The sequence below is a fragment of the Lysinibacillus sp. NPDC096418 genome, from assembly GCF_044762775.1.
In the GTDB taxonomy this organism is placed as follows: Bacteria; Bacillota; Bacilli; order Bacillales_A; family Planococcaceae; genus Lysinibacillus.
Window position 1 is genome coordinate 240,980 of sequence record NZ_JBIWEY010000002.1, and the last position, 25,177, is coordinate 266,156.

General features: G+C 38.2%; 18 protein-coding genes. All 18 read left to right on the forward strand.

Translation table 11 applies throughout. From position 1 onward, the window contains the following. Window positions 1-27: 27 nt before the first annotated feature. The 18 genes from ACIQZG_RS03725 to ACIQZG_RS03810 all read left to right on the forward strand — a co-directional run bounded on the left by ACIQZG_RS03725 (window position 28) and on the right by ACIQZG_RS03810 (window position 25,171). Entirely contained in the window at window positions 28-1,176 is a 1,149-nt protein-coding gene (locus tag ACIQZG_RS03725) for a glycosyltransferase (protein WP_402753821.1), read from the forward strand. Continuing rightward, window positions 1,173-2,513: a hypothetical protein gene (locus ACIQZG_RS03730; protein WP_402753822.1), complete on the forward strand. Its 1,341-nt coding sequence runs from the start codon at window positions 1,173-1,175 to the stop codon at window positions 2,511-2,513. Before ACIQZG_RS03725 ends, ACIQZG_RS03730 begins: the two co-directional genes overlap by 4 nt. Window positions 2,514-2,634: 121 nt before the next feature. Further along, on the forward strand, window positions 2,635-4,143 hold the full coding sequence (locus ACIQZG_RS03735) for a lipopolysaccharide biosynthesis protein (RefSeq protein WP_402753823.1): 1,509 nt from the start codon (window positions 2,635-2,637) through the stop codon (window positions 4,141-4,143). 267 nt (window positions 4,144-4,410) lie between these two features. Next, the gene (locus ACIQZG_RS03740) at window positions 4,411-5,208 is read left to right on the forward strand and encodes a TIGR00282 family metallophosphoesterase (protein ID WP_402753824.1); all 798 of its coding nucleotides are present in this window, start codon (window positions 4,411-4,413) and stop codon (window positions 5,206-5,208) included. 363 nt (window positions 5,209-5,571) lie between these two features. Then, complete coding sequence (locus ACIQZG_RS03745; protein WP_010858535.1) at window positions 5,572-5,838, forward strand: stage V sporulation protein S; 267 nt, start codon at window positions 5,572-5,574, stop codon at window positions 5,836-5,838. Between the two features lie 298 nt (window positions 5,839-6,136). Next, a complete protein-coding gene (locus ACIQZG_RS03750) occupies window positions 6,137-7,876 on the forward strand; it encodes a 2-oxoacid:acceptor oxidoreductase subunit alpha (protein WP_402753825.1) in 1,740 nt (579 codons plus the stop codon). Beyond that, window positions 7,876-8,742 (forward strand): 2-oxoacid:ferredoxin oxidoreductase subunit beta, encoded by an 867-nt coding sequence (locus tag ACIQZG_RS03755; RefSeq protein WP_402753826.1) that lies wholly within the window; start codon window positions 7,876-7,878, stop codon window positions 8,740-8,742. The genes ACIQZG_RS03750 and ACIQZG_RS03755 overlap by 1 nt, the downstream gene beginning before the upstream one ends. A gap of 1,051 nt (window positions 8,743-9,793) precedes the next feature. After that, the gene (locus tag ACIQZG_RS03760) at window positions 9,794-10,456 is read left to right on the forward strand and encodes a response regulator transcription factor (RefSeq protein ID WP_402753827.1); all 663 of its coding nucleotides are present in this window, start codon (window positions 9,794-9,796) and stop codon (window positions 10,454-10,456) included. Beyond that, window positions 10,444-11,823, forward strand: a complete 1,380-nt coding sequence (locus ACIQZG_RS03765; RefSeq protein ID WP_402753828.1) for a sensor histidine kinase — start codon at window positions 10,444-10,446, stop codon at window positions 11,821-11,823. The genes ACIQZG_RS03760 and ACIQZG_RS03765 overlap by 13 nt, the downstream gene beginning before the upstream one ends. A 133-nt stretch (window positions 11,824-11,956) precedes the next feature. Continuing rightward, window positions 11,957-12,358 (forward strand): 2-oxoglutarate ferredoxin oxidoreductase subunit beta, encoded by a 402-nt coding sequence (locus ACIQZG_RS03770; RefSeq protein ID WP_402753829.1) that lies wholly within the window; start codon window positions 11,957-11,959, stop codon window positions 12,356-12,358. Window positions 12,359-12,606: 248 nt separating this feature from the next. Then, window positions 12,607-13,863, forward strand: coding sequence for a carboxylate--amine ligase (locus ACIQZG_RS03775; RefSeq protein WP_402753830.1), 1,257 nt, complete (start codon window positions 12,607-12,609; stop codon window positions 13,861-13,863). Window positions 13,864-14,298: 435 nt separating this feature from the next. Further along, window positions 14,299-15,846 (forward strand): tRNA (N6-isopentenyl adenosine(37)-C2)-methylthiotransferase MiaB, encoded by a 1,548-nt coding sequence (miaB, locus tag ACIQZG_RS03780; RefSeq protein ID WP_402753831.1) that lies wholly within the window; start codon window positions 14,299-14,301, stop codon window positions 15,844-15,846. Next, window positions 15,843-16,280: a YlbF/YmcA family competence regulator gene (locus tag ACIQZG_RS03785; protein ID WP_402753832.1), complete on the forward strand. Its 438-nt coding sequence runs from the start codon at window positions 15,843-15,845 to the stop codon at window positions 16,278-16,280. Before miaB ends, ACIQZG_RS03785 begins: the two co-directional genes overlap by 4 nt. Before the next feature lie 144 nt (window positions 16,281-16,424). Beyond that, window positions 16,425-17,057, forward strand: coding sequence for an outer spore coat protein CotE (gene cotE, locus ACIQZG_RS03790; protein ID WP_402753833.1), 633 nt, complete (start codon window positions 16,425-16,427; stop codon window positions 17,055-17,057). Window positions 17,058-17,328: 271 nt separating this feature from the next. After that, window positions 17,329-19,917 carry a DNA mismatch repair protein MutS gene (gene mutS, locus ACIQZG_RS03795; RefSeq protein WP_402753834.1) on the forward strand — a complete coding sequence of 863 codons (2,589 nt, stop codon included), beginning with the start codon at window positions 17,329-17,331 and terminating at the stop codon, window positions 19,915-19,917. Between the two features lie 15 nt (window positions 19,918-19,932). Continuing rightward, window positions 19,933-21,813, forward strand: coding sequence for a DNA mismatch repair endonuclease MutL (mutL, locus tag ACIQZG_RS03800; RefSeq protein WP_402753835.1), 1,881 nt, complete (start codon window positions 19,933-19,935; stop codon window positions 21,811-21,813). Between the two features lie 208 nt (window positions 21,814-22,021). After that, window positions 22,022-23,515 (forward strand): glycerol kinase GlpK, encoded by a 1,494-nt coding sequence (glpK, locus tag ACIQZG_RS03805; RefSeq protein ID WP_402753836.1) that lies wholly within the window; start codon window positions 22,022-22,024, stop codon window positions 23,513-23,515. A gap of 18 nt (window positions 23,516-23,533) precedes the next feature. Next, entirely contained in the window at window positions 23,534-25,171 is a 1,638-nt protein-coding gene (locus ACIQZG_RS03810) for a glycerol-3-phosphate dehydrogenase/oxidase (RefSeq protein ID WP_402753837.1), read from the forward strand. Window positions 25,172-25,177: the final 6 nt, after the last annotated feature.

A 25,177-nucleotide genomic window follows, 5' to 3' on the forward strand; every position in this document is an offset into this window, starting at 1 on the left:
ATATTATTTGTTGCACAAAATTTTCAGATGGGCGGTATTCAAAAAGCTTTAATCAATATGCTAAAAGAAATCAGCCTAAATAAGCGGTATGAGGTAGATGTTTTTACATTTGGTGAAGGAGAATTAATGAAGGATATCCCCTCTACTATCAATGTTTATAAAGGAAACTTACCATTACAACTTATCGCTTCTCCTTTTTCTGAAGTGAAAAAGAGAAAAAACTTATTGCAAATAATGTTACGTGTATTATGTATGATTTTAGTTCGATTGGTGGGATCAAATAAATTTTATTCAGTACTATTTAAAAAACTAAGCGATGACCGTCATTATGATCTTGCTATTTCTTATTTTAATGACGTGCCAAATAATTATTTTAATCAAGGCACGAATTTATTTGTAGATAAGTTTGTTTCTGCGGATCGCAAGTTTGCGTGGATACATACGGATCCTATAAAAGCAAACTTTGATTATGAAGTGTGCGTTGAAACTTATAAAAATTTTGATAGACTCCTTTGTGTTTCAGAGGCATGTAAGCGAATTTTGATAAACTTTCTCCCACAATATCAACACAAAATTCAAGTCATCTATAATTTTTTCCCTATAGAGGAAATAAAAGAGTTGGCATGTCAATTTACACCTTTTGAGAAGGGCACGATGGATTTAATCTCTGTAGGTAGAATTGAAAATCAAACGAAAAGATTCGATCTCATCCCACATCTTTGCAAGCTTTTAAAGGAATCTGCCATCAGCAATTTTCGCTGGCGGATTTTAGGGGATGGACCAGACCTACTTGCAAATCAGCGATTAGCGTTGGAACTGGGCGTAGAGGATGTAGTCGAATTTGTAGGTGAAATTAACAATCCGTATCCTTATATAAAATGTAGTGATGTGCTCATTTTAACTTCAGCCTATGAGGGTTATCCAATGGTTATAGGGGAGGCGTTAATAGTAGGCACGCCGGTTATTACAACGGGTTTTGTTGCGGCGGGTGAACAAATTAGTGATGGTCATAATGGGTTGATTACGAGCTTAAATGTTGAGGACATATGTCAAACAATTGCTGGTGTTATTAAAAATACCGATATGCTCCAAAGTATGAAGTGCTATATAGAAGAAAATCACTATACGAACGAAAAAGCACAGGAGCAATTAGTAATGGAGTTTGATGCTACATGATATTGAAAAATAAGAATTTTAGTATGCTAATTTGTATTATGTCCAGTATCTTTGTCGTATTAAAAATGTATACAGGTAGCAATCTATTTCTCTGGCTCTTTTTCCTTTTAACTAGTACGGCCATGCTGTTGGATAAGCAGCCACATAAAATCGACTATTTATTGTTTTTTATTTCGTGGGTATATGTCATTAAGTTTGATTTTACAGGTTATTCACTGCTTGTCGTACTCAGTTTTCTCTATATTATGTTTAGTATTTTGACGATAGTTTTACAAAAGCAGGGTATTTCGAAACGGCTCTTACTTACCTATTTTCTATTTGCGTTTTATACGGTGAGCGTAACGTTATTCAGTGGCGGTAATCTTATTGCGGTGTTGGGTTTTGTATTGAATTTTAGTGTACTCTTTTTTGCAGTCTTAGCTATCGATCATAAGGCATATTTCAGAAGGTATACGTATATCTATGCATTAGGTTTACTGTCTGCTGCGATCGTTCGGTTGATAAGCTTTTCTGTTCCAGCCATTGATAGTTATATTGAGTCGATGACAATTGTGAACACAGTAAAGACAATGGGTTCGATTAGTACAAGGTTTACGGGTTTGGACTTAGATCCAAACTACTTTAGTTTGCAAATTTTAATAGCGATGGCTTGTTTATTAGTACTTTTTAATCTGGATAGAGAAAAAGAGAAAAAGTCAATTGTATTGATCATTATAATAGCGGTCTTTGGCATATTGACGTATTCCAAAATGTTTATCATCACATTAGTCGCATTAATTTTGATGACATTTATTGTGTTCTTTAAGATCAAAGTAAAAACGGCATTAAAATTTGCTACTTTTATAATAATCATTTGTGGAACTGTACTATTTTTTTTTTACGAGAAGTTATTCGAAATATATTGGATACGATTTTTTGGAGCAGGGACATCGACTTATGCCATCACAACTGGGCGAGTGAGCACTTGGGGAATGTTTGCGAGTGAGATTTTACAAAGTACGAAAATATTTGTTTTTGGAGCTGGCTTTGGAACGCCTTTCGCGAAAGTAAATATGGCACATACTATGTATCTATCAACTCCTTATTATTTAGGGATAATTGGAGTATTGCTAGCGTTACTATACATTTCAAGTTTGTATAAAGTGCTTCAAAGAAATATAGGCATTATAAGTAATACGAGTTTTCAAATATTTTCATTGAATGCGATCCCTTTCTATCTCATGCTAATTGCAAATCTCGTACTTGATTCATTTGTAATGGATTATTTTCCTTATCATATATTATTAATCATGTTTGCACTAGGCGTGAGTAAAAGTCAGGGAATTAGTGTGAGGTGAGGGTGAACAAAAAAATAAACAATAGATTCTTTTGCTGTACGCAATGATTTGGCGTAGTTGTGTGGAAGTTGTATAAAACTTTTAATTCTTGCTTTCACTAAGGGATAAGGTGTTTGCCATCATGAGAACAAAGAAAGTAATTTTGAATTTAATTTCAAATGTTATGCTACAGATAGTTTTGGCGATAATTAATTTCGTTTTGCCTCGGGTATTTATGACGAATTACGGCTCAGCTACAAACGGACTTGTTTCATCTATTAAGCAATTTTTAGGTTATTTAAAAATTGTAGAAGCAGGTGTCGGGAGTACATCTATAGCGGCCCTTTATAAGCCACTGTCTAGGAATGATAAAGACAATATTAATGGCATCTTATCAGCTACTAATCATTTTTATAGACGTTCAGGTTATATTTTTGTAGTGTTAGTCGCAATTTTTGCTATATGCTATTCTCTATTAGTAGGAGACGAAGTGAGTCCGCATACAGCTTTTTATCTGGTACTTATTTTAGGGATAAGTGGCATGTGGGAGTATTTTGTTATAGGGAAATATCAAGTGCTATTAATGGCGGATCAAAAAAGTTACGTTATTTTCCGAATCCAAGCAATTTTACTTATTGCGAGTACGATACTATCATTATCTTTTGTAGCCCTTGATTTTTCGATTGTCGTGGTGGTTACTAGTTCGAGTGCTTTGTTACTACTGGATGTTCTTTTTTTAAGAATGTATATCAAAAAAAAATATCCGTATTTCAATATAAAAGTAAAACCGGATAAATTAGCTATTAAAAATAAATGGGATGCTTTAATTCATCAAATTGCAGGCTTAGTTGTTTTTAATACCCCTTTTATTTTGATTACGATTTTTCTTGGACTAGCTGAGGTCAGTGTATTTACCGTGTATAATATGGTGTTTAATGCAGTTGCATTGTTCATTTCAACTTTTTCTGGGGCGATGATAGCAGCCTTTGGTGATATTCTTGTGAAAGAGGATAAGGGTGACCTTCAAAAACATTTTTATCGTTTCGAATATATTTTTTACGCAATTGTCGCTTTTTTTTATACGTGTACAGCTATTCTAATTTTGCCGTTTATGACAGTTTATACAGCTGGAGTTGAGGATGCCAATTATATAAGGCCGTGGTTAGCGACGTTGTTTGTCATTGTAGGTGTTGCGAATACAATTCGGATACCTTCAAGTATGTTAGTGATCTCAGCAGGACATTTTAGCGAAACGAAAAATCGTGCCATTATTGAGGCTGTTATTAATTTTGTGGCATCCGTTGTTTTTGTCCAGTTTTTTGGTATGGAGGGGATATTGATAGGTGGGCTTTGTTCGTTTGCCTATCGTACTTGTGATTTAATCATGTATACGTCAAAAGTGATTTTAAAAAGTTCAGCACTGGTTACCGTTAAAAAGATTGTTCGCAATAGTGTCCTAGCATTCATTGCATCAGCTCCATTTATATTCTTCTTTGAGCTCCATATTACGGGAACAGGTTCGTGGTTTGTAGCAGCAATTTGCATTTCTTTGTGGACTATTTTAGTTATTTTAGTAGGCAACCTTATATTTGAACCTAAAACAATGCGCGACATATTACTGCATTTAAGACGTACAATTTTCAACGGATAAAAAGTTTTTTTGGGAATTGCATCTCGTTATAGTGCAGATATATTACGATGGAAAATCATCGATTGCGGAATGCTGCTGATATAGTAAAATAACTCCTAAATAATGATATAACTTTTGGATAAACACTAGGTAAGATTAATGTTCCCTGAATAAATATCAACATTTAAAAGCGTAAACTGGGCATAGTATGCGTTTTTAACTTTGCGATTGGCGAAGAAACAATGGTAAACTAAAGAATGTTATTTATAGAAAGTGTGGTTTTGCAAAATGAAAGTCCTATTTATTGGAGATATCGTTGGTTCAATTGGCCGCGATGCAGTGGAAAAATATTTACCACGTTTAAAGAAAAAATTTAGCCCAGATGTTGTCATTGCGAACGGTGAGAATGCGGCAGCAGGTCGAGGCATAACACGTAATATTTACAATGATTTATTGCAAATGGGTGTAGACGTGATTACAATGGGTAACCACACATGGGACAATAAAGACATTTTTGATTTTATTGATGATGCGGATTATTTAATTCGCCCTGCAAATTTTTCAAGTGAAGCACCAGGTAAAGGGATGGTGCAAATTTCGAAAAATGGCGTGACATTATCAGTCATTAACTTGCATGGTCGTGTGTTCTTACCACCACATGAGGATCCTTTTGCGATGGCAGAGGAGTTAATCGAAGAAGCACGTAAAACGTCACCGCTAGTGTTCGTAGACTTCCATGCAGAAGCAACGAGTGAAAAAATCGCACTTGGCTGGCATTTAGACGGAAAAGCTTCAGCAGTTGTTGGAACGCATACACATGTGCAAACAGCTGATGCACGAATTTACCCGAACGGTACAGCTTATATCACAGACGTTGGTATGACTGGTCCATATGATGAAATTTTGGGCATGAAGAAAGACAGTGTAATTTACAAGTTCCAAACGAATATGCCATCACGTTTTGAAGTACCGAAAACAGGACGCGATGTATTAAGTGGTTTCTTCGTTGATATTGACGATAAGACTGGTAAAGCAATTCGTTGCGAACGTATTTATATTAATGAAGATTATCCTTTTAAAGGCTAATGAAACTAGCTACCTTGCCATTTATGTTGCGAGGTAGCTTTTTCTTTGGGTGGAGGCGTAAAAATATTTAAAGGGATACTTATTGACCGTTTAATATTGTTATTAGTTTTTGAGTAATAGGAAATTTTTATTAAGATTCAGTGTAGTTCAGGTGATGAGGGCGAAGTAGAACTACTACGAATCTGGTATTATACCGATGATATTACTTGAATGTTCAGATTGTTTAGAGAAAGATTTAATCCTTTCATTCTATTTCCATCATGTAGAGCATAAAATGACCTACGGACAATAACTTGACGTCCAATTAAGGCTCATATAGTTGTTGAGCGTAAAACACTATTCGCGAAACGGGGAGGAATAATTGTGGATTCATTAAAAGTATCATCACGCTCTAATCCAAATTCAGTTGCAGGTGCATTAGTCGCGGTAATCAGGGAAAAAGGGCAAGCAGAAATGCAGGCAGTCGGGGCAGGTGCACTTAACCAAGCCGTGAAAGCAGTAGCCATCGCCCGCGGATTTGTAGCGCCAAGTGGCACAGATTTAATTTGTGCACCGGCGTTTGCAGATATTTTAATTGCTGGCGAGGAACGCACAGCCTTAAAGCTGTTGGTGGAAAAAAGAGTTCGTTAATAAAATGTAAATGTAGTGAAATGCCTTGCGGTTACTGCAAGGCATTTTTTGATCTAGTGTCAAACGAATCATGTCTTCGTAAATACCTCTAAAATGAAGATTTTTTCATTATAGTTTTAGAGTATATACATAAACAACACTTTGTTCGTCTGAAAATTACAATATTTTGAACGTAATTTTCGGTCAAAGGTCTGAATTTCGCTAAAATCGTGGAATAACAATAGTCCATACTGTTTCTTCGTGTTAAACTGATGAAGGAAAAAATAATAGTACACATTGGATTTAAGGAGTTGTTGACATGTTACATCAGCTTTCATGGAAAGTCGGTGGGCAACAGGGTGAAGGGATTGAGAGTACAGGTGAAATCTTCTCAATGGCAATGAATCGTTTAGGGTATTTCCTATACGGTTATCGTCACTTCTCTTCTCGAATTAAAGGTGGCCATACGAATAATAAAATTACAGTTCGTCCAACAGAAGTACGTTCTATAGCGGATGATTTAGATATTTTAGTAGCATTTGATCAAGAAACAATCGACGTTAACTATAAAGAACTAACAGAAAACGGCATTATTTTAGCAGATGCTAAATTTGAGCCGGTAAAACCAGAAGATTCAAAAGCGCCGTTATTTGCAGTACCATTCACAGAAATTGCTGCAGAACTGGGTACTACGTTGATGAAAAACATGGTAGCTATTGGTGCAACAGCTGCGCTATTAAACTTAGAGAATGCTGTATTCCAAAGCGTTGTCGATGAAATATTCGGCAAAAAAGGTGAAGAAGTCGTACAGAAAAACTTGGATGCAATTGCACGTGGACGTGAAATGATGCATGAGCTTCTAGGCGATCGAGTAGGTGAGTGGGAACTAGCACCTGCTGACGGCAAGCGCCGCATGTTCATGATTGGTAATGATGCTATCGCGCTTGGTGCGCTAGCAGCTGGTGTACGTTTCATGGCGGCGTATCCAATTACACCTGCTTCAGAAATCATGGAATATCTGATTAAGAAATTGCCTAAATTCGGTGGTGCAGTCATCCAAACAGAAGATGAAATTGCTGCTGCAACAATGGCAATTGGTGCAAACTTTGGTGGTGTTCGATCATTCACAGCATCCGCTGGTCCTGGTCTATCACTAATGATGGAAGCAATCGGACTTTCTGGTATGACCGAGCAACCACTTGTTGTGATCGATACACAACGTGGTGGCCCATCAACAGGTCTTCCAACAAAACAAGAACAATCGGATTTAATGGCGATGCTTTATGGAACGCATGGTGAAATTCCGAAAGTCGTTATTGCACCTTCCACAATGGAAGAAGCGTTCTTTGATACGATTCAAGCGTTTAATATTGCAGAAGAATTACAAGTACCAGTTATTTTAATTACAGACTTACAATTATCACTTGGTAAACAAACTGTTGAAGCATTTGATTACAATAAAATTGATATTCGTCGCGGAAAAATTGTGACAGAAGATATTGAAGAAGCGGCAGACAAAGCTTACTTCAAGCGTTTCGAAAATACAGAGGACGGCGTTTCTCCACGTGTTTTACCTGGTCATTTAAATGGTATCCACCACGTAACAGGTGTTGAACACGACGAAACTGGGAAGCCATCAGAAGCTACAGGTAACCGTCGTACGCAAATGGACAAACGTTTCCGTAAACTTGCAGCACTTAATTTCGATACACCGGTGTACACAAACACACCTCATGAAGAAGCAGATGTTTTACTTGTCGGCTTTAACTCAACACGTGGGGCACTTGAAGAAGTGCAAGAGCGATTAAATGAACAGGGTGTAAAAGTAAACCATGCACATATCCGTTTAATCCATCCATTCCCATCTGCGGACATAGCACCACTAGTAGCAAAAGCGAAAAAAGTGATCGTAGTGGAAAATAACTACACAGGTCAATTAGCAAATATCATGAAGATGAATATTGGTGGCCACGATAAAATTGAGACAATCACGAAGTATGACGGTACGCCGTTCTTACCAGGTGAATTAGAAAATAAAGTGAAGGAGCTGCTTTCATAATGGCAACATTTAAGGATTTTCGTAACTCAGTGAAACCGAACTGGTGCCCAGGTTGTGGCGACTTCTCTGTACAAGCCGCTATTCAACGTGCTGCAGCAAACGTTGGTATCGAGCCAAATGAGCTAGCTGTTATTTCTGGGATTGGCTGTTCGGGTCGTATTTCAGGCTACATCAATTCATATGGTTTCCACGGGATTCATGGTCGTGCTTTACCAATTGCACAAGGTTTAAAAATGGCAAACCGTGATTTAAACGTTATCGCTTCAGGTGGTGACGGTGACGGCTTTGCAATCGGTATGGGGCATACAATTCATGCTATCCGTCGTAACATCGATATTACGTATGTTGTTATGGATAACCAAATTTACGGTCTAACAAAAGGGCAAACATCTCCACGTTCTGCAGCTGGTTTTATTACAAAATCGACGCCAGGCGGTGCGATTGAGCCATCGTTAAAACCATTAGAAGTAGCACTAACAAGTGGCGCTACATTTGTTGCACAAGGTTTCTCAACAGATATTAAAGAATTAACGGCTATCATTGAAGCAGGCATTAATCATAAAGGATTCTCGTTCATTAACGTATTCTCACCTTGTGTGACATATAACAAAGTGAACACATATGATTGGTTCAAAGAAAACTTAACGAAGCTTGCAGATATTGAAGGTTATGACAATTCAGATCGTGGCATGGCGATGCGTACTGTAATGGAAAACGAAGGATTAGTTACAGGTATTATTTATCAAGATAAAGAAACGACTTCTTATCAAGAAAAAGTACCAGGTTACTGTGAACTACCTCTTACGGATATCGACATTAAAATGAGCGAAAATGAGTTTAATGATTTAGTAAAAGAATTTATGTAAATAAGAAAAATGAGTGAAGCGCTACAATTACATAATTGTGGCGCTTTTTTCGCGGAAAATTGAATAGTGTAAAGATACTGTACTTTGCACACTTATAATCTAGGTAATTCGCGAGATTTTTTAATAATTCCATTTCATCATGAATAAATCCACTTTGAATATCTACCATAAGGAAAAAACTATCCATTTTCATACGTATTTGATTGTCCACAGCCTCTTGAGCCAAGCGATTAGAAGCTGTCCCTGAGCGTTTTCTCTATTGCACCGAGCGATTTCATGACGTACCCGAGCGTACCTTCCATTGCCCTGAGCGTATTGCTAAAAATAGTATTTCGTAAATAATCTGCAAAAGATTTTTTATTTTAATTAAAAGGGCAGAATATGTCTTTTGATTTTCTTTATGCTAATTAACAGGATGTTACAAAAAAGAGAGGCGAATTAGAGTATGGTAATGTTAAGATTGTTTAGAGTAGCGTTTCTTAGAATAAAAAGAACGCCGTTTTTCCTAATTCATCTGCTAGTACCGCTCATCATTTCATAGCTGTTTTTAGCATATTACTCAGATTATCCGTGGAATTTCGATTGGGAAGTATCCATTTATTTTCAGGGAATACTGGCAGCTACTAAGATGAAAAAGTTAGCTTTTATTAGTGAACAGATTCTTATATTGCTATTTGGTTTTGGGCAACATTATTTTCAACTGCTATATTTAGTCTTGGTTTTAATGAAATTTTTCACGAAGAGCTACTTGATTAAAAATTTTATTTAATAGGTGCATGTATTTTATTTGGAAGTCAGGTGTTTTTTATATTTTGGCAAAGGTGCCTCCAGTGGCTTAGGTATTGTTGGAGCACTTCTGACGGCATTAGCTAATGGTATTTCTATGTATATTCCTTATGAATGCGCGTTAATGTTATTCAATTATAGGACATGAGGGCACCAGGATTTGAGCAAATTTCCGGTATCAATTATCTCTTGTGTATGTTTTTGATATTTGGGAAGGAAGAAAATCAGAGTATTAGAAAATTGATAGATTGTTGGGGGAAGAAGGATGGCAAAAGTTTTGGCAGTAGATGATGAAAAAGGTATCTTGGTGTTGATCAAAAACGCATTGGTAAAAGATGATCATTTAGTAACAGTCGTATCTGATGCGGCAGAGGTAGCTAAAATGAATCTTGGTGCCTTTGATTTAATATTGTTGGACGTAATGATGCCAGAAATAGACGGTTTTACATTGTGTGGCCGAATTCGTCATGCTGTAGACTGCCCTATCCTTTTTTTAACAGCTAAAACATTAGAGGAAGATTTGATGTACGGTCTAGGGCTAGGCGCAGATGATTATATTGTCAAACCTTTTGGTATTGGAGAACTTCGTGCTAGGGTCGACGCCCATTTGAGACGTGAAAAAAGGGGTAGACGTAGTATCCTTTATGCGGAGAATGTTCATTTTAATCTTTCAGGCAAAGAACTGTTTATAAATGAGACAAGAGTGGCACTAACAAAAAGCGAATATGAAATTTGTGAATTTCTAGCTCGTTATCGAGGGCAGGTATTTTCAAAAGAAAAAATTTACGAAACCGTTTTTGGATTTGATGGTAAAAGTGACAGTGCAGTTATTACGGAGCATATTAAAAATATTCGTTCAAAGCTCAATGCCCTTGATGTTGATGTGATTGATACAGTTTGGGGGATTGGCTATAAATGGAGACAATAAAATCAACAAAAGGCACACGGCTTCATACTTTTTTTCTTCGCTACCTCCTATTTCTATGCTTAGGAACTATCCTGTTAGTTTTACTATTACTCGCTTTGTTTTTCTATTTATTTTCTACCGAATTCATCTTGCCAGCAAATTATGAGGAAACGCAGATTTCTTTATCGAAAGAACGTATTGCGTCTAGCAGTTCGGTCACTGCTGATATTATTCCAGATCTTGTTGACTACGTTGTCTTTTCTAATCAGGGCAAATTTATGTCAGGTAATCTCTCAGAAAACGAAGCTTCACAAGCTTGGGATTTAATGCAAGAAGGACAAACTCAAGGGGGTTCCTGGTTTTACACGTTTATACAGCGTGATAAAGAAGTTTGCATATTACGGTATAGCTTAATACCTCAGTATCATTCTGCTGTATTAAGAAAATATTTGCCGAATCCACAATTATTAGTATTGCTATTATTTATTTTTGGGGTTATCGCGCAAGCAATTATGCTTGCTATACATTTTGGAAGAAGTCTTAGAAAAAAAATGATGGGCTTACAGGAAGCTATTGAAAAAATACAACATCAAAATTTGGACTTTACCATTAAACCTTCAGGAATTCGTGAAATAGATGATATATCTTCTTCATTTGGACAGATGAAGGATGCTTTGAATAATTCCCTAAAACAGCAATGGGAGTTAGAACAATCTCGCAGGGAACAAATTTCTGCGCTTGCTCATGATCTTAAAACCCCCTTAACAATTATTCGAGGAAATGCAGAGTTACTACAAGATACGCCGCAAGACGAAAATCAACGAGAATATAGTGACTATATTGTGGAAAATACCATTGTGATCGAAAGATTTACAAAAGAATTAATGGATTTATCTAAGATGGAGAAAAACATTGTACGGGAAAAATCATTTATTGAAACGGAGCCATTTATAACAGAAGTAGAAAATCAAATGAGGGCCCTTTCCTTTGAAAAAAGTCTTCATGTAGACGTGAAAAAAGAAATGATTCCAGCGTTTATCTATATCGATAAAGAACTACTTTATCGGGCTATTTTAAACACGATTGCCAATGCGGTAGAGCACACGCCAGAGCAAGAGGGAGTTACTTTATCGGTTCAAGGGTCATCAGATGCTGTTTGCTTTATCGTGACAGATGGTGGTTGTGGTTTCTCTTTGAAGGATTTAAAAGACGCTACAAAACAGTTCTATCGGGGTGATTCCAGTAGGCATTTGGGAAATCATCACGGTATGGGCCTGTACATTGCCGAGTCTATTGTACAAAATCATGGAGGAACTTTGCTAATCGAAAATGATATGGCATCTGGTGGAGGAAAGGTAACAATTTCTATCCCAGTTAATCATGATTGATGAATCTAATATTGAAAGTTACATTGTGATGAGATGATTTCGATGCTTTGTTGAAATCATCTTTTTTTAGTAATTGTAGTATTCGCAAAAATCGGAAGTATGTCCGGGCAAAACGAAACGAAAGAATGATACAATGGAAAGAAAAAAAGAAGAGGCGATGCACGTGGATAACGTCATTGATTTTATTGCGAAAAAAAAGGAACGAGATGCGCTTAAACGTGCAAGGGAGTTAGAGCGTTATGTAGCAGTACATTGTACGCTTGATCAGCCGGAAAATATCGACGCGCTTGTCATTGAAAAAGAGCTAGAAGTGAAAGATCACACACTGTTTCTAGGCTTTCTATCGATTTTAAAGGACGAGAAAATCGAACCGCTAACTATTTTTCAAGATGTCTTTAGGTTAGAGCCAGTGCACTTCGAAATTTCTTACAATATGAAATGGTGGTCGGTTGTACAGCTTGCTTTTACGTTTTTGTCGATTTTAAAGGATAATGAGCCGCATACATATGCCGACTTCCTTGGTATTTCCGAATAATTAGGAGGAGGGTTCGTTTGAATGTAGTGAAGGGCTGCTCGACTTCCACTAGAAAAGCTAGACACTGCTTATAGTGAAAATCAGTTTTTCTAGTATTCGAATTAAAAAAATGCTGGATCAAGACATTTAATATTGGGCTATGTTGAACGTGGCAAATGAGTCGTGTCTAAATAAATTGATTGACATGAATTACTGAAGAAATACATATAAGTGATAATGACCATTTTCTTAACGAGAGGCGAGGTTAATTGACGCTAAAGACAGAGCAAGCTTTTCAACCAATCATTATTCAATCGGGTCAAAATGCATATGGGATGGCCCGCTCGTTTTACGAAGCGTATGGTGTAAGAAGTCTAGTATTAGAACCGTCTAGGAAAAAGCGAAACATTCAAACGTTCATACTAGGTGGTTCACAAGCAATAGCAACAAAAAATAGTCGTATTGTTGACTTTCAGCAAGTGGACTATCTAGATGACCCCAATTATTTTGTACATGCATTAACAGGTGTGGCCAAGCAGTACAAAAATAAGAAATTACTTTTATTTGTATGTGATTGTTACTATGTGGAACTCGTCATTAAAAACAAACAGGCATTAGAAAATTATTTTATCCTACCATATATAGATGAATCTTTAATGAATCAGATTCAAACAAAAGAAAATTTTTATAAAAAATGTGACTTATATAATTTGAAGTACCCAAGAACAATGGTGCTTACCAACAAGAATTATGAAACAACTGCTATTTCATTGGCGTATCCAATTATTATTAAAGCATCCAATTCAGCCGAATATAAGAATTGTTCCTTTCTTGGAAAGCAAAAAATATTTCTTGTCCACAATGAGGAAGATCAAAAAAGGATTGTGAAAAGTATTTTTAGCTCGACGTACAATGATCATTTAATCCTTCAAGAATATATTCCGGGTGATGATACGACTATTCGAGTATTATATGTTTACGTGGGGAAAGACAAGAAGGTGAAACTGATGTGTTTAGGGAACACACTCATTGAAGATCCTTCACCCCACCATATTGGAAACTCTTTGGCAGTTGTGACTGATTACGATAAACAGCTCATGGATAAAATAAGGTTTTTTTTAGAAGACATTGGCTATACGGGCTATGCGAATTTTGACATGAAGCTAGATGTTCGAGATGGAGAATATAAGTTGTTTGAAATTAACTTAAGAACAGGTACTTCAAGCTATTATGTGACGGCAAGCGGTCATAACTTAATGAAATACGTAGTCGATGATTATGTGTTCGGAGAAAATCTAGAGTTAACATACGTACAGGCCGAGCATTTATGGTCACTAATTCCCAAAAAGGTTTTATTTAAATGTATAGTGAATAAACCATTGAAAGCTGAAGCCAAACGTCTAATAAAACAAGGGAAATATACGGATGCCTTATATTTTAAAGAAGATATGAATATAAAGCGCTGGTCGATGTTGAAAGCATATAATTTATACTTAAAAATAAAGTTCAAAAAGTACTATAAATAAGTACAGGACACTTTTGATGGAGTTTTATATCAAAAGTGTCCTATTTTGATGGAAGATCAATGTAATGATAGAGGGGGGATAGCAAGACTGAAAAAAAACGACTTTAAAAATATTAATACGACTGGAATAATTTTGCCGATATTCGTTATTAAGGATTCTCAGCATAAGTGAATTCTAGAAAAGACTAACTCTTCACCAAAAAGTGGAGTTGGAATTTAAATAAAGCGTTTGTTGATTGGCGTAACTGAAATCAACCCTTAGTGTTGGTGATGAACCAAAATACTGTCTAATAAGTAATAAACATGTATTTAAGTCTAAACCACGACATTTCGTACACAAACCTTGTAGGAAGTAGCAACTATTCAGTATAATAGTAAAATGGGAATTCGAATGCACGGATTACGGATTTCGTTTGAAAGGAGTTACTTGATTGCAATGAATGAGGAACAACGATTAGCCAGTCAACAAGTCAATCAACCTAAAACTGAAAATAAACCTGAAAAGGATTATAGTAAATATTTTGAGAAGGTGTTTACCGCGCCTTCATTAAAAGATGCGAAAAAACGTGGGAAAGAAGAAATCAAGTACCATAAAGATTTTGACATTGCTGAAGAATTTGCAGGAATGGGCGAAGGGCGCACTTTTTATATCCGTACATACGGCTGCCAAATGAACGAGCATGATACAGAAGTGATGGCTGGGATTTTTATGCAGCTTGGTTATACTTCAACGGATATTATTGAAGAAGCAGACATTGTCCTGCTAAATACTTGTGCGATTCGTGAAAATGCGGAAAATAAAGTATTTGGTGAGCTCGGCTTCCTATTAAAATACAAACGCAAAAATCCAGAAATGCTAATTGGCGTTTGTGGTTGTATGTCGCAAGAAGAATCTGTTGTAAATAAAATTTTAAAAACGTATCCACATGTCGATATGGTGTTTGGGACGCATAATATTCACCGCCTGCCAAATATTTTAAAAGAGGCGTATATGTCGAAGGAAATGGTTATTGAAGTTTGGTCGAAGGAGGGTGACGTGATTGAAAACTTACCAAAATCACGTAACGGTTCGATTAAAGCTTGGGTAAACATTATGTACGGTTGTGATAAGTTCTGCACGTACTGTATCGTACCGTATACACGTGGTAAAGAGCGTAGCCGACGTCCCGAAGAAATTATTCAGGAAGTGCGCGAGTTAGCGGCAGCTGGCTATAAAGAAATTATGCTGCTTGGACAAAATGTAAACGCCTACGGAAAAGATTTCGAAGACATTACTTACCGTCTTGGCGACTTAATGGATGAATTGCGTAAAATTGATATTCCGCGTATTCGTTTTACAACAAGCCATCCACGCGACTTTGATGATCATTTAATCGAAGTGCTTACTAAAGGTGGAAATCTTGTTGAACATATTCACTTGCCAGTACAGTCAGGTTCAAATGAAGTGTTAAAAATTATGGCACGTAAATATACACGTGAGCATTTCTTAGCACTTGTCGAAAAAATTAAAGCAGCAATTCCAAACGTAACACTGACGACGGATATTATCGTTGGCTATCCGAATGAAACGGAAGAGCAATTTGAAGAAACACTGTCTTTATATCGTGAAGTGGGCTTTGAAATGGCATTCACATATATTTATTCACCTCGTGAAGGCACACCGGCTGCAAAAATGGTCGATAATGTACCGGAAGATGTGAAGAAAGAACGTCTACATCGTTTGAATGCGGTCGTTCAAGAGTATTCTAGAAAAGCTTTAGCAGGGCTTGAAGGTGAGATTGTAGAAGTGTTAGTCGAAGGAACAAGTAAACGCCGTGATGACGTACTTGCTGGCTACACACGCAAAAATCGTCTTGTAAACTTCCAAGCACCAAAAGAATTAATTGGTCAGCTAGTGAAAGTAAAAGTAGTAGAGGCCACTTCGTATTCATTACGCGGTGAATTTATAGAAGTAGTAAAAAACGAAAAGGTGGAAACAAAATGACACAAGTACTTTATACTAAAGACGATTTAATCAAAAAATCACATGAAATTGCACACATGATCGCCAACACACCTGAAGTAGAGTTTTTCAAAAAAGCAGAAGCTCAAATTAATGAAAATCAACTAGTACGTGAACGTATTGCAAGTTTAAAGAGCTTACAAAAACAAGCAGTAAACTTCCAGCACTTAGGGAAAGAAAAAGCGCTTAAAATGATTGAAAGTAAGATTGAGAAAATTGAAGAAGAAATTAATGGAATTCCAATCGTACAACAATTTAAAGAATCTCAAGTTGATGTAAACGACTTATTACAATTAGTATCTAATACAATTGCTAATAATGTAACAAACGAAATCGTACGCTCAACTGGTGGCGATTTACTACGTGGTGAAACAGGCTCACAAGTAGCTAACTCACAACCTGGAAGCTGCTCATAATGGAAAACTGCTCGCACATTTGTGTGGGCAGTTTTTTCACGATTCGCTTGAAGTACTCACAAACTTTTACACAGCTTCATTTAAAGCATTCTATTACTGGAACTAAATACGTTCACCCAATAGGCGCCTCTTGCATATGATGGAATGAGACAAAGCGAAGGAGGAATTGCGCTGAAACGTTTACGACAGATCGTGACGAAAGCCGTAGTTGCCAAAGGGAAAAAACGGACAGAGGAGTCAGTAACTTTAAGTCCAACAAATAAACCGACAAGTATTCTTGGATGCTGGGTAATCAATCATACTTGTTCTGCGAAAAAAGTTGGACGGTTTGTGGAAGTGTCGGGGAAATTTGATGTTAATGTGTGGTATGCCTATAGTAATCATTCGAAAACAGCAGTGTTTTCGGAAACTGTGCACTACAAAGATAAAGTAAAATTACATTTTAGAGATGATGAAGTAAGTGTAGGCGATGATGTGCATGTGCGTGTACTACAAGAGCCGAACTGTATGGAAGCTGTCATCTCACCATGTGGTACGAAATTTGAAATTGTAGTAGAACGTGAAATTTTAGTAGAAGTAATGGGTGAAACAACAATTTGCATTAGCGTACATCCGTTAGATTATGAAGAGGAATGGCACTTTAATGATGAAAGTTCATCTTCGTCTTCATCAAGCTCAAGTTCGAGCTCAAGCTCAAGCTCAAGTTCGTCAAGCTCGGACGGTGATGGGAAGTTCTTCTTAGAGTCTTCGTCATTTCCTGATGGACGATCAAAATAATAAACAGTATATGATATTTTGATACATGCGAAATGCTTGCATCTTTACAAAGATGAAAAAGGCGTTTCGCATGTATCTTTTGTTATAATAAAGTGAAACTTCCACCAGTGGGGATACTCAGCCCACTAGTGGTTAATTGAACCAATCGGATTTTACGGGCAGTTAGACATTCTTAATATTATAATTTTTATTTTAATTATTATACCTGCGGGGGGTTACTGCCCGTTAAAGCGGGATAAAACTAACTAAGGCAAGAGTGAGGGACTAATGCATGACAACATACACACCAATGATACAACAATATTTACAAGTAAAAGAAGATTACAAGGACGCTTTTTTATTTTTTAGACTAGGTGACTTTTATGAAATGTTTTTTGAGGATGCGATTAATGCTTCGCAAATTTTAGAAATTACGTTAACAAGCCGGGATGCTGGAGCAAAAGAACGTATTCCGATGTGTGGCGTACCTCATCATTCGGCCAAAAATTATATTGAAACACTTGTACAAAAGGGCTATAAAGTAGCGATTTGTGAGCAAACGGAAGATCCTAAGCAAGCTAAGGGAGTAGTAAGACGTGAAGTAGTACAACTTATTACACCAGGTACGATAATGGAAGGTAAGGCGCTTGATGGTAAAACAAATCACTTTATCGGAGCGGTGGAGCAGCTAAATAGCAAAACATTTGGCTATGCCTATTTAGATTTGTCTACCGGCGAGGCGGTTGCTTCATCGATTGATGGTGACGAGAAGGCGCTCCTAATGCAAATGCAGGCGTATGGAATTCGTGAACTCGTGGTAACGGAAGCATTACAACCTTTGTTAGCGGAGCATGCAATGAATTTAGGTATTGTCTTATCAGTAGAAGCGGATGAAATGTCGACGGACAAGGCCGCTGCATATATAGAGGCTGTACCGACGAACATACAAAACGCATGTTGTCGATTACTTGCGTATATTGATAGAACACAAATGCGTTCACTATCGCATATTCAGGCATTTATATTTAATGAAATGAAAAATTATTTACGCATTGATTCAAGTTCAAAACGAAATTTAGAGCTCATTCAATCGATTCGTGGCGGCGATCAAAAAGGAACACTACTGTGGTTATTAGATGATACGGTAACTGCAATGGGGGGACGTAAGTTAAAGCAATGGCTTCATCAACCACTTGCATCGCGGAATGCGATTGAAGAAAGACTCGAGATTGTAACGGATTTACTAGAGGAATATTTTGTACGAACAGAATTACAAAGTTCCCTTAAACAAGTATATGATTTAGAACGCTTAGCTGGTCGTGTGGCATTTGGGAATGTTGGGGGACGAGATTTAGCACAGCTTCGTGATTCACTGCGCCAAGTACCAATGATTCAACATCAATTAGTAAATGCCAGTAAAGGGACATTACAAAAGCTAGGGACTGCACTCGATATTTGTGCAGATGTAGAGGCACTTTTAGCCAATGCGATTACTGACAATCCACCGATTACGATTAAAGAGGGGAATGTCATTAGTGACGGCTACAATGCACGTTTAGACGAACTTCGTTATGCGTCTCGTAACGGCAAGGATTGGATTGCACAGTTGGAGCAAGAGGAACGTGTGAAAACAGGTATTAAAAATTTGAAGATCGGCTATAATCGTATTTTTGGTTATTATATTGAAATTACAAAATCTAATATTCATTTAGCGGATTTAACACGTTATGAACGCAAACAAACATTGGCGAATGCAGAGCGCTACATCACGCAGGAATTAAAGGAAAAAGAGGCACTCATTTTGAATGCTGAAGAAGAAAGTTTAACATTAGAGTATGATTTGTTCGTAGAAATTCGTGAAGAGTTAAAGACATATATTCCACGTGTACAAGCACTTGCAGCAAGTATTAGTGAACTAGATGTACTACTTAGCTTTGCAAGTGTATCTGAGAAGTATCGCTTCACAAAACCAGAATTCCATACTGGTCGTGCACTAAAAATAACAGAAGGTCGTCACCCGGTTGTCGAAAAAATGCTCAATAAGCAAATGTACGTACCAAATGACTGTGTCCTTGAAGAAGAGCGTAATATGATGCTGATTACTGGACCGAACATGTCTGGTAAAAGTACGTATATGCGTCAAGTGGCACTCATTGTCGTAATGGCACAAATGGGTTGTTATGTACCGGCTGAAAAAGCAATATTGCCAATCACAGACCAAATTTTCACACGTATTGGAGCAGCCGATGATTTAGCGGCAGGACAATCGACATTTATGGTGGAAATGTTGGAATCACAACATGCCATTGCCAATGCGACGCGAAATAGCCTTTTATTATTCGATGAAATTGGGCGTGGAACGTCTACATATGACGGTATGAGCCTCGCACAATCAATGATGGAATATATTCATGATAAAATTGGCGCAAACACGCTGTTTTCAACACACTATCATGAATTAACAGCACTTGAAAATAACCTGACACGCCTACAAAATGTCCATGTTTCTGCAACTGAAAAAAATGGCACAGTCGTCTTTTTACACAAGGTGAAAAAAGGAGCGGCGGATAAATCATACGGAATTCACGTGGCACAGCTTGCACAATTACCGGAGGAGATTTTAGAACGTGCACGTGTATTACTAGCAAACTTCGAAGCAGGTAAAGAAGCACCAGCTATAGCTCCAGCACCACAAGTTGTGGAAGAACAACCATTACAGATGAGCTTCTTTGTAGAGGAAGAGCCGAAGCCAACTGTATCTTCAGCTGAACAAGATGTATTAAACAGCTTGGAGAAAGTCAATATCATGGGCACTTCTCCAATGCAGGCGATGAATATTTTATATGAGTTACAGCAGCAATTATTAACTACGAAAAAATAAGAGGAGTGAAGCGCCATGGGGAAAATTCAAATTATGGACGAATGGCTGTCCAATAAAATTGCGGCAGGGGAAGTAGTTGAAAGACCAGCTTCTGTCGTCAAAGAACTTGTCGAAAATGCCATTGATGCAGGCAGTACGTCCATTGATGTTTTTCTGCTAGAAGCTGGGCTCACTTCGATTCAAGTGATAGATAATGGAAGTGGAATGGACGAGGAGGATGCACTTATTTCCTTCTCCCGCCATGCCACAAGTAAAATTCACCAGGAACATGATTTATTCCGTATTCGTACGCTTGGCTTCCGCGGTGAGGCATTAGCGTCGATTGCATCTGTATCCAAAATGACGCTAATTACCTCAAATGGCGAGTCGGGGACGTATTTAGAGCTTGAAGGTGGGCATGTGGTAACGCATAAGCCAGGGCCACTGCGCAAAGGTACGGATATAACCGTAGCACAATTATTTTTCAATACACCAGCGCGTTTAAAATATATGAAAACCATACAAACAGAGCTTGGACATACAATTGATCTTATGAATCGTCTTGCCCTGGGAAATCCACATATTGCATTCAGGTTGCTACATAATGGACAGCAACTATTGCATACGAATGGACGAGGAGATGTCCAGCAAGTGTTAGCAGCAATTTATGGTGTGCACAATGCGAAGAAAATGGTGTCATTTTCGGGCGAGTCACAAGATTATAAAGTATCGGGTTATGTCTCTTTACCAGAAGTGACCCGTGCATCGAAAAACTATATGTCTCTGTTCGTGAATGGCCGATGGGTAAAGCATTATTTGGTGCAAAAAGCGATTGTTGATGCATATCATACGTATTTACCGATTGAGCGCTTTCCAGTTGTGTCACTTTATATTGAAGGAGATCCGTATTTAACGGATGTCAATGTTCACCCAGCAAAGCATCAAATTCGTTTGAGTAAAGAGCCAGAGTTATTAAAGCTCGTGGAAGAGACGATTCGAGAGACGATTCGTAGTGTGATACGTGTGCCTCAAATGGAGAAGAAAGAAAAGGTTGTAAAAGCAGAAACCGAGCAACTCAACATTTGGAAGCCTGCACCAAAGCTTGATGTTGGTAAAATGAATGCCATCGTAGAGAAATTATATGATGTGCAAACTGTGCAAGAGTCGAACTCATTACAAGTAGAAGTACCTGAAGCGACAGCAATTGAAGAGAGTTGGCATACGGTGTCAGAAGAGTCGTCTACTAGAATAGAAGAATCTCCTGTAAAACAAGAAGTTTTTCCGCAACAAGAAGAATTGAAAGAAGGCCCAGAAGAAGAAGCGAAAAAAGAGCCGTTTCCTGCACTTGAAGTAGTAGGACAAATTCATGGAACATATATTGTTGCACAAATGGAGGACGGTTTTTATCTAATAGACCAACACGCAGCGCAGGAGCGTATTAAATATGAATATTTCCGCGAAAAGGTTGGGCAAGTTGATCCAAATGAAAGACAGGCGTTACTGTTGCCGTTAACATTCCACTATGCCGCAGATGAAGCGCTAGTTTTACGAGAAAATAGGCAGGAGCTTGAAGCGGTAGGTGTTTTCTTAGAGGAGTTTGGACAGTCGTCGTTTGTTGTGCGCGAGCATCCAAGCTGGTTCCCAAAAGGTGAGGAACAAGAGATTATTGAGGATTTAATAGAGCAGGTGCTAACGACGAAAAAAGCAGATGTAAAAAAATTACGTGAAGATGCGGCTATTATGATGAGTTGTAAAAAGTCGATTAAGGCCAATCACTACTTAACGAAAGAGCAAATGGACGTACTGTTAAGTGACTTGCGTAAGGCAGATAATCCGTTTACTTGTCCGCATGGTCGTCCAGTATTAATACATTTCACGAAGTATGAAGTAGAAAAAATGTTTAAACGAGTAATGTAGAGAGAGAAGCGCCCTCGAGCGTGGATATACAGATAGTAGGTTCATCACCAAAAATAGGGGGTGAGATTTGATTAAAGAGCGTATTGATTTTAAATTGCTTGTTGATTGGAGTGGGGCTGGACGCCCTTCGGAAAGCGTCTAGTCGGAACGGAAAATCAACCCCAAGATATGGTGATGAGCCAGATAGAAATATATAGGGGGTAACTGGATGGGTGAACTTATTTTAGCACTCGATCAGGGAACGACGAGTTCGCGTGCAATTTTGTTTAATAAAAAAGGTGAAATTGTCCATGAAGCGCAAAAGGAATTTCAGCAATTTTTTCCGAAGGCCGGCTGGGTTGAACATGATGCTACAGAAATTTGGGGCTCATTACTCGCGGTAATCGCTACGGTAATGACGGAAAGTGAACATGAAGCGAGCGAGGTGCACGCTATAGGTATTACCAATCAGCGTGAAACAACTGTTGTGTGGGATAAAAATACTGGGCAACCTATTTACAATGCGATTGTTTGGCAGTCACGTCAAACGCAAGATATTGTTAATGATTTAAAGGAGCGAGGGCTTGAGCAAACGTTTCAGCAAAAAACAGGTCTACGTCTTGATGCTTATTTCTCAGCCACAAAAATAAAATGGATTTTAGATAATGTTGATGGTGCCCGCGAAAAGGCGGAAAATGGAGAATTATTATTTGGCACGATTGATTCGTGGATAGTGTGGCGATTATCTAAAGGTAAGGCTCATGTTACGGATTACTCAAATGCAGCTAGGACACTTATTTATAATATCCATGACTTGAAGTGGGACGAAGAGCTATGTGCTATTTTAGATATTCCAATGTCTATGCTACCTGAGGTAAAAAACTCATCGGAAATTTATACGACTACAGCAAAAAGTATTTTCTTTGGTGAAGAAATACCGATTGCTGGTATTGCAGGTGACCAACAAGCTGCGCTATTCGGTCAAACATGCTTTGACAAAGGGATGGCAAAAAACACGTATGGTACTGGTTGCTTTATGCTCCTCAATACAGGTGAAGAGGCGGTTCGTTCTGAAAATGGCTTACTCACAACGATTGCATGGGGGCTTGATGGAAAGGTAACCTATGCATTGGAAGGTAGTGTGTTTGTCGCTGGTTCAGCTATACAGTGGTTACGTGATGGACTGCGAATGATAAAAATGGCAGCTGATTCTGAATCTTATGCGGAAAAGGTAGAAGATACAGATGGTGTTTATGTCGTGCCGGCGTTTGTTGGTTTAGGAACACCATACTGGGATACAGATGCAAGAGGAGCTATTTTTGGCTTAACACGTGGTACCACGAAAGAACATTTTATCCGCGCGACACTCGAATCGCTAGCCTATCAAACGAAAGATGTCCTCAATGCGATGGAAGAAGCAGTTGGTTCACCGATACATGTTTTACGAGTAGACGGTGGAGCAGTAGCGAACAGTCTATTAATGCAATTTCAAAGTGATATGTTGCAACTAGAAGTGGAACTTGCCAAACTGAACGAGTCCACTGCGCTTGGTGCAGCATATTTAGCGGGGATAGCAACAGGCTTTTGGAAAGATGAAGATGAGCTTACAGGACTTTGGGAAAGTGGCAAAACATATACACCGAAAATGGAAAAAATCCGTGCACAGACACTTTATAAAGGATGGCAAAAAGCTGTAGAAGCAACACGTGTATTCAAATCATAACGTATAGGGGGAAATCCAATGTTCTCATTTAAGCATCGTCCTAAAATTATAGACTATCTTGAACAATATAGCTTTGACGTGTTAGTAATCGGAGGGGGTATTACTGGTGCTGGAATTGCACTTGATGCTGCTTCACGTGGTCTTTCGGTAGCACTTGTCGAAATGCAAGATTTTGCTGCTGGGACTTCTAGTCGTTCAACAAAGTTGATTCATGGTGGCTTGCGCTATTTAAAGCAGTTTGAAGTGGGCGTTGTGTCAGAAATAGGTCGTGAACGAGAAGTTGTCTTTGATAATGCCGTTCATGTGACGACACCTGAAAAAATGCTATTGCCACTTTATAAAAAAGGCTCACTAAGCCCATTTACTACATCTCTAGCATTAAAGGTTTACGATCGTTTGGCTGGCGTGAAAAAGCATGAACGTCGTACGATGCTAAGTGCGAAGGAAACAATGGAACTTGAACCGCTGTTAGTGCAAGATGGACTTGTAGGTGGTGGTTATTATGTGGAATATCGTACGGATGATGCCCGCTTAACAATTGAGGTACTCAAGAAGGCTGTGGAGTACGGTGCACTTTGCTTAAACTATGCGGAAGTAACAGAATTTCTCTACGATAAGAAAAAAGTGGTGGGTGCAAAGGTAATAGACACTATTACTGGTCAATCAATTGATGTACATGCTGCGCAAATTATTAATGCCACAGGTCCTTGGGTAGATGATGTGCGGAAAAAAGATAAAGTGTCGAACAAGAAGCAGCTGCGCCTGACAAAAGGTGTGCATATTGTCCTTGACCAAAAATATTTTCCATTACAACAGTCAGTTTATTTTGATACTCCTGATGATCGTATGGCGTTTGCGATTCCTCGAGATGGTAAAGCCTATATAGGGACAACAGATACAGTGTATGATGGTGATCCAAAGCATCCGGTTGCTACGAAAGAAGATATCGATTATTTAATCGCAGCGGCAAAATCAGTGTTCCCAGGCGCGGATATTACAACTGAGACGGTTGAATCTTCTTGGGCAGGAGTGCGTCCACTTATTTATGAAAAAGGTAAAGACCCGTCTGAGATTTCTCGTAAAGATGAAGTGTGGATTGCACCAAGTGGACTTATGACAATTGCAGGAGGTAAATTGACCGGCTATCGTCAAATGGCAGAAACCGTTGTCGATAAAATTGTAGCTACGCATAAATTTAAACATGCGGCTAAATGTTCGACACGTGAAATGTCACTCTCTGGAGCAAGGGGCATTAACGCCATCAATTTCCCAGACTATACAGGCTATAAAGCGAGAGAAGGGGTGCAGTACGGCTTGAACTACGATGAAGCGAAGCAACTCGTACAAAAGTACGGTACTAATGTGGATGCATTATTTGATCAGGTAAAATATTTGCATGCCCATGGGAGCACGATGCCGCTTGCTTTACATGCGATGCTGCTCTATGGCATGGAGGCAGAAATGGTGTATACGCCAAGTGACTTCTTCATTCGACGCACAGGATTATTGTATTTTGATATTGAAGCGGTGAAGCGTTATAAACAGCAAGTAGTAAACGTGATGCAACAGCATCTTGGTTACACAGAAAAGCAACGAGTGGAATACTTGGCACAGCTAGATAGAGCCATCGAAGAAGCGACGAATTTTGCAAACTAGAGGAGG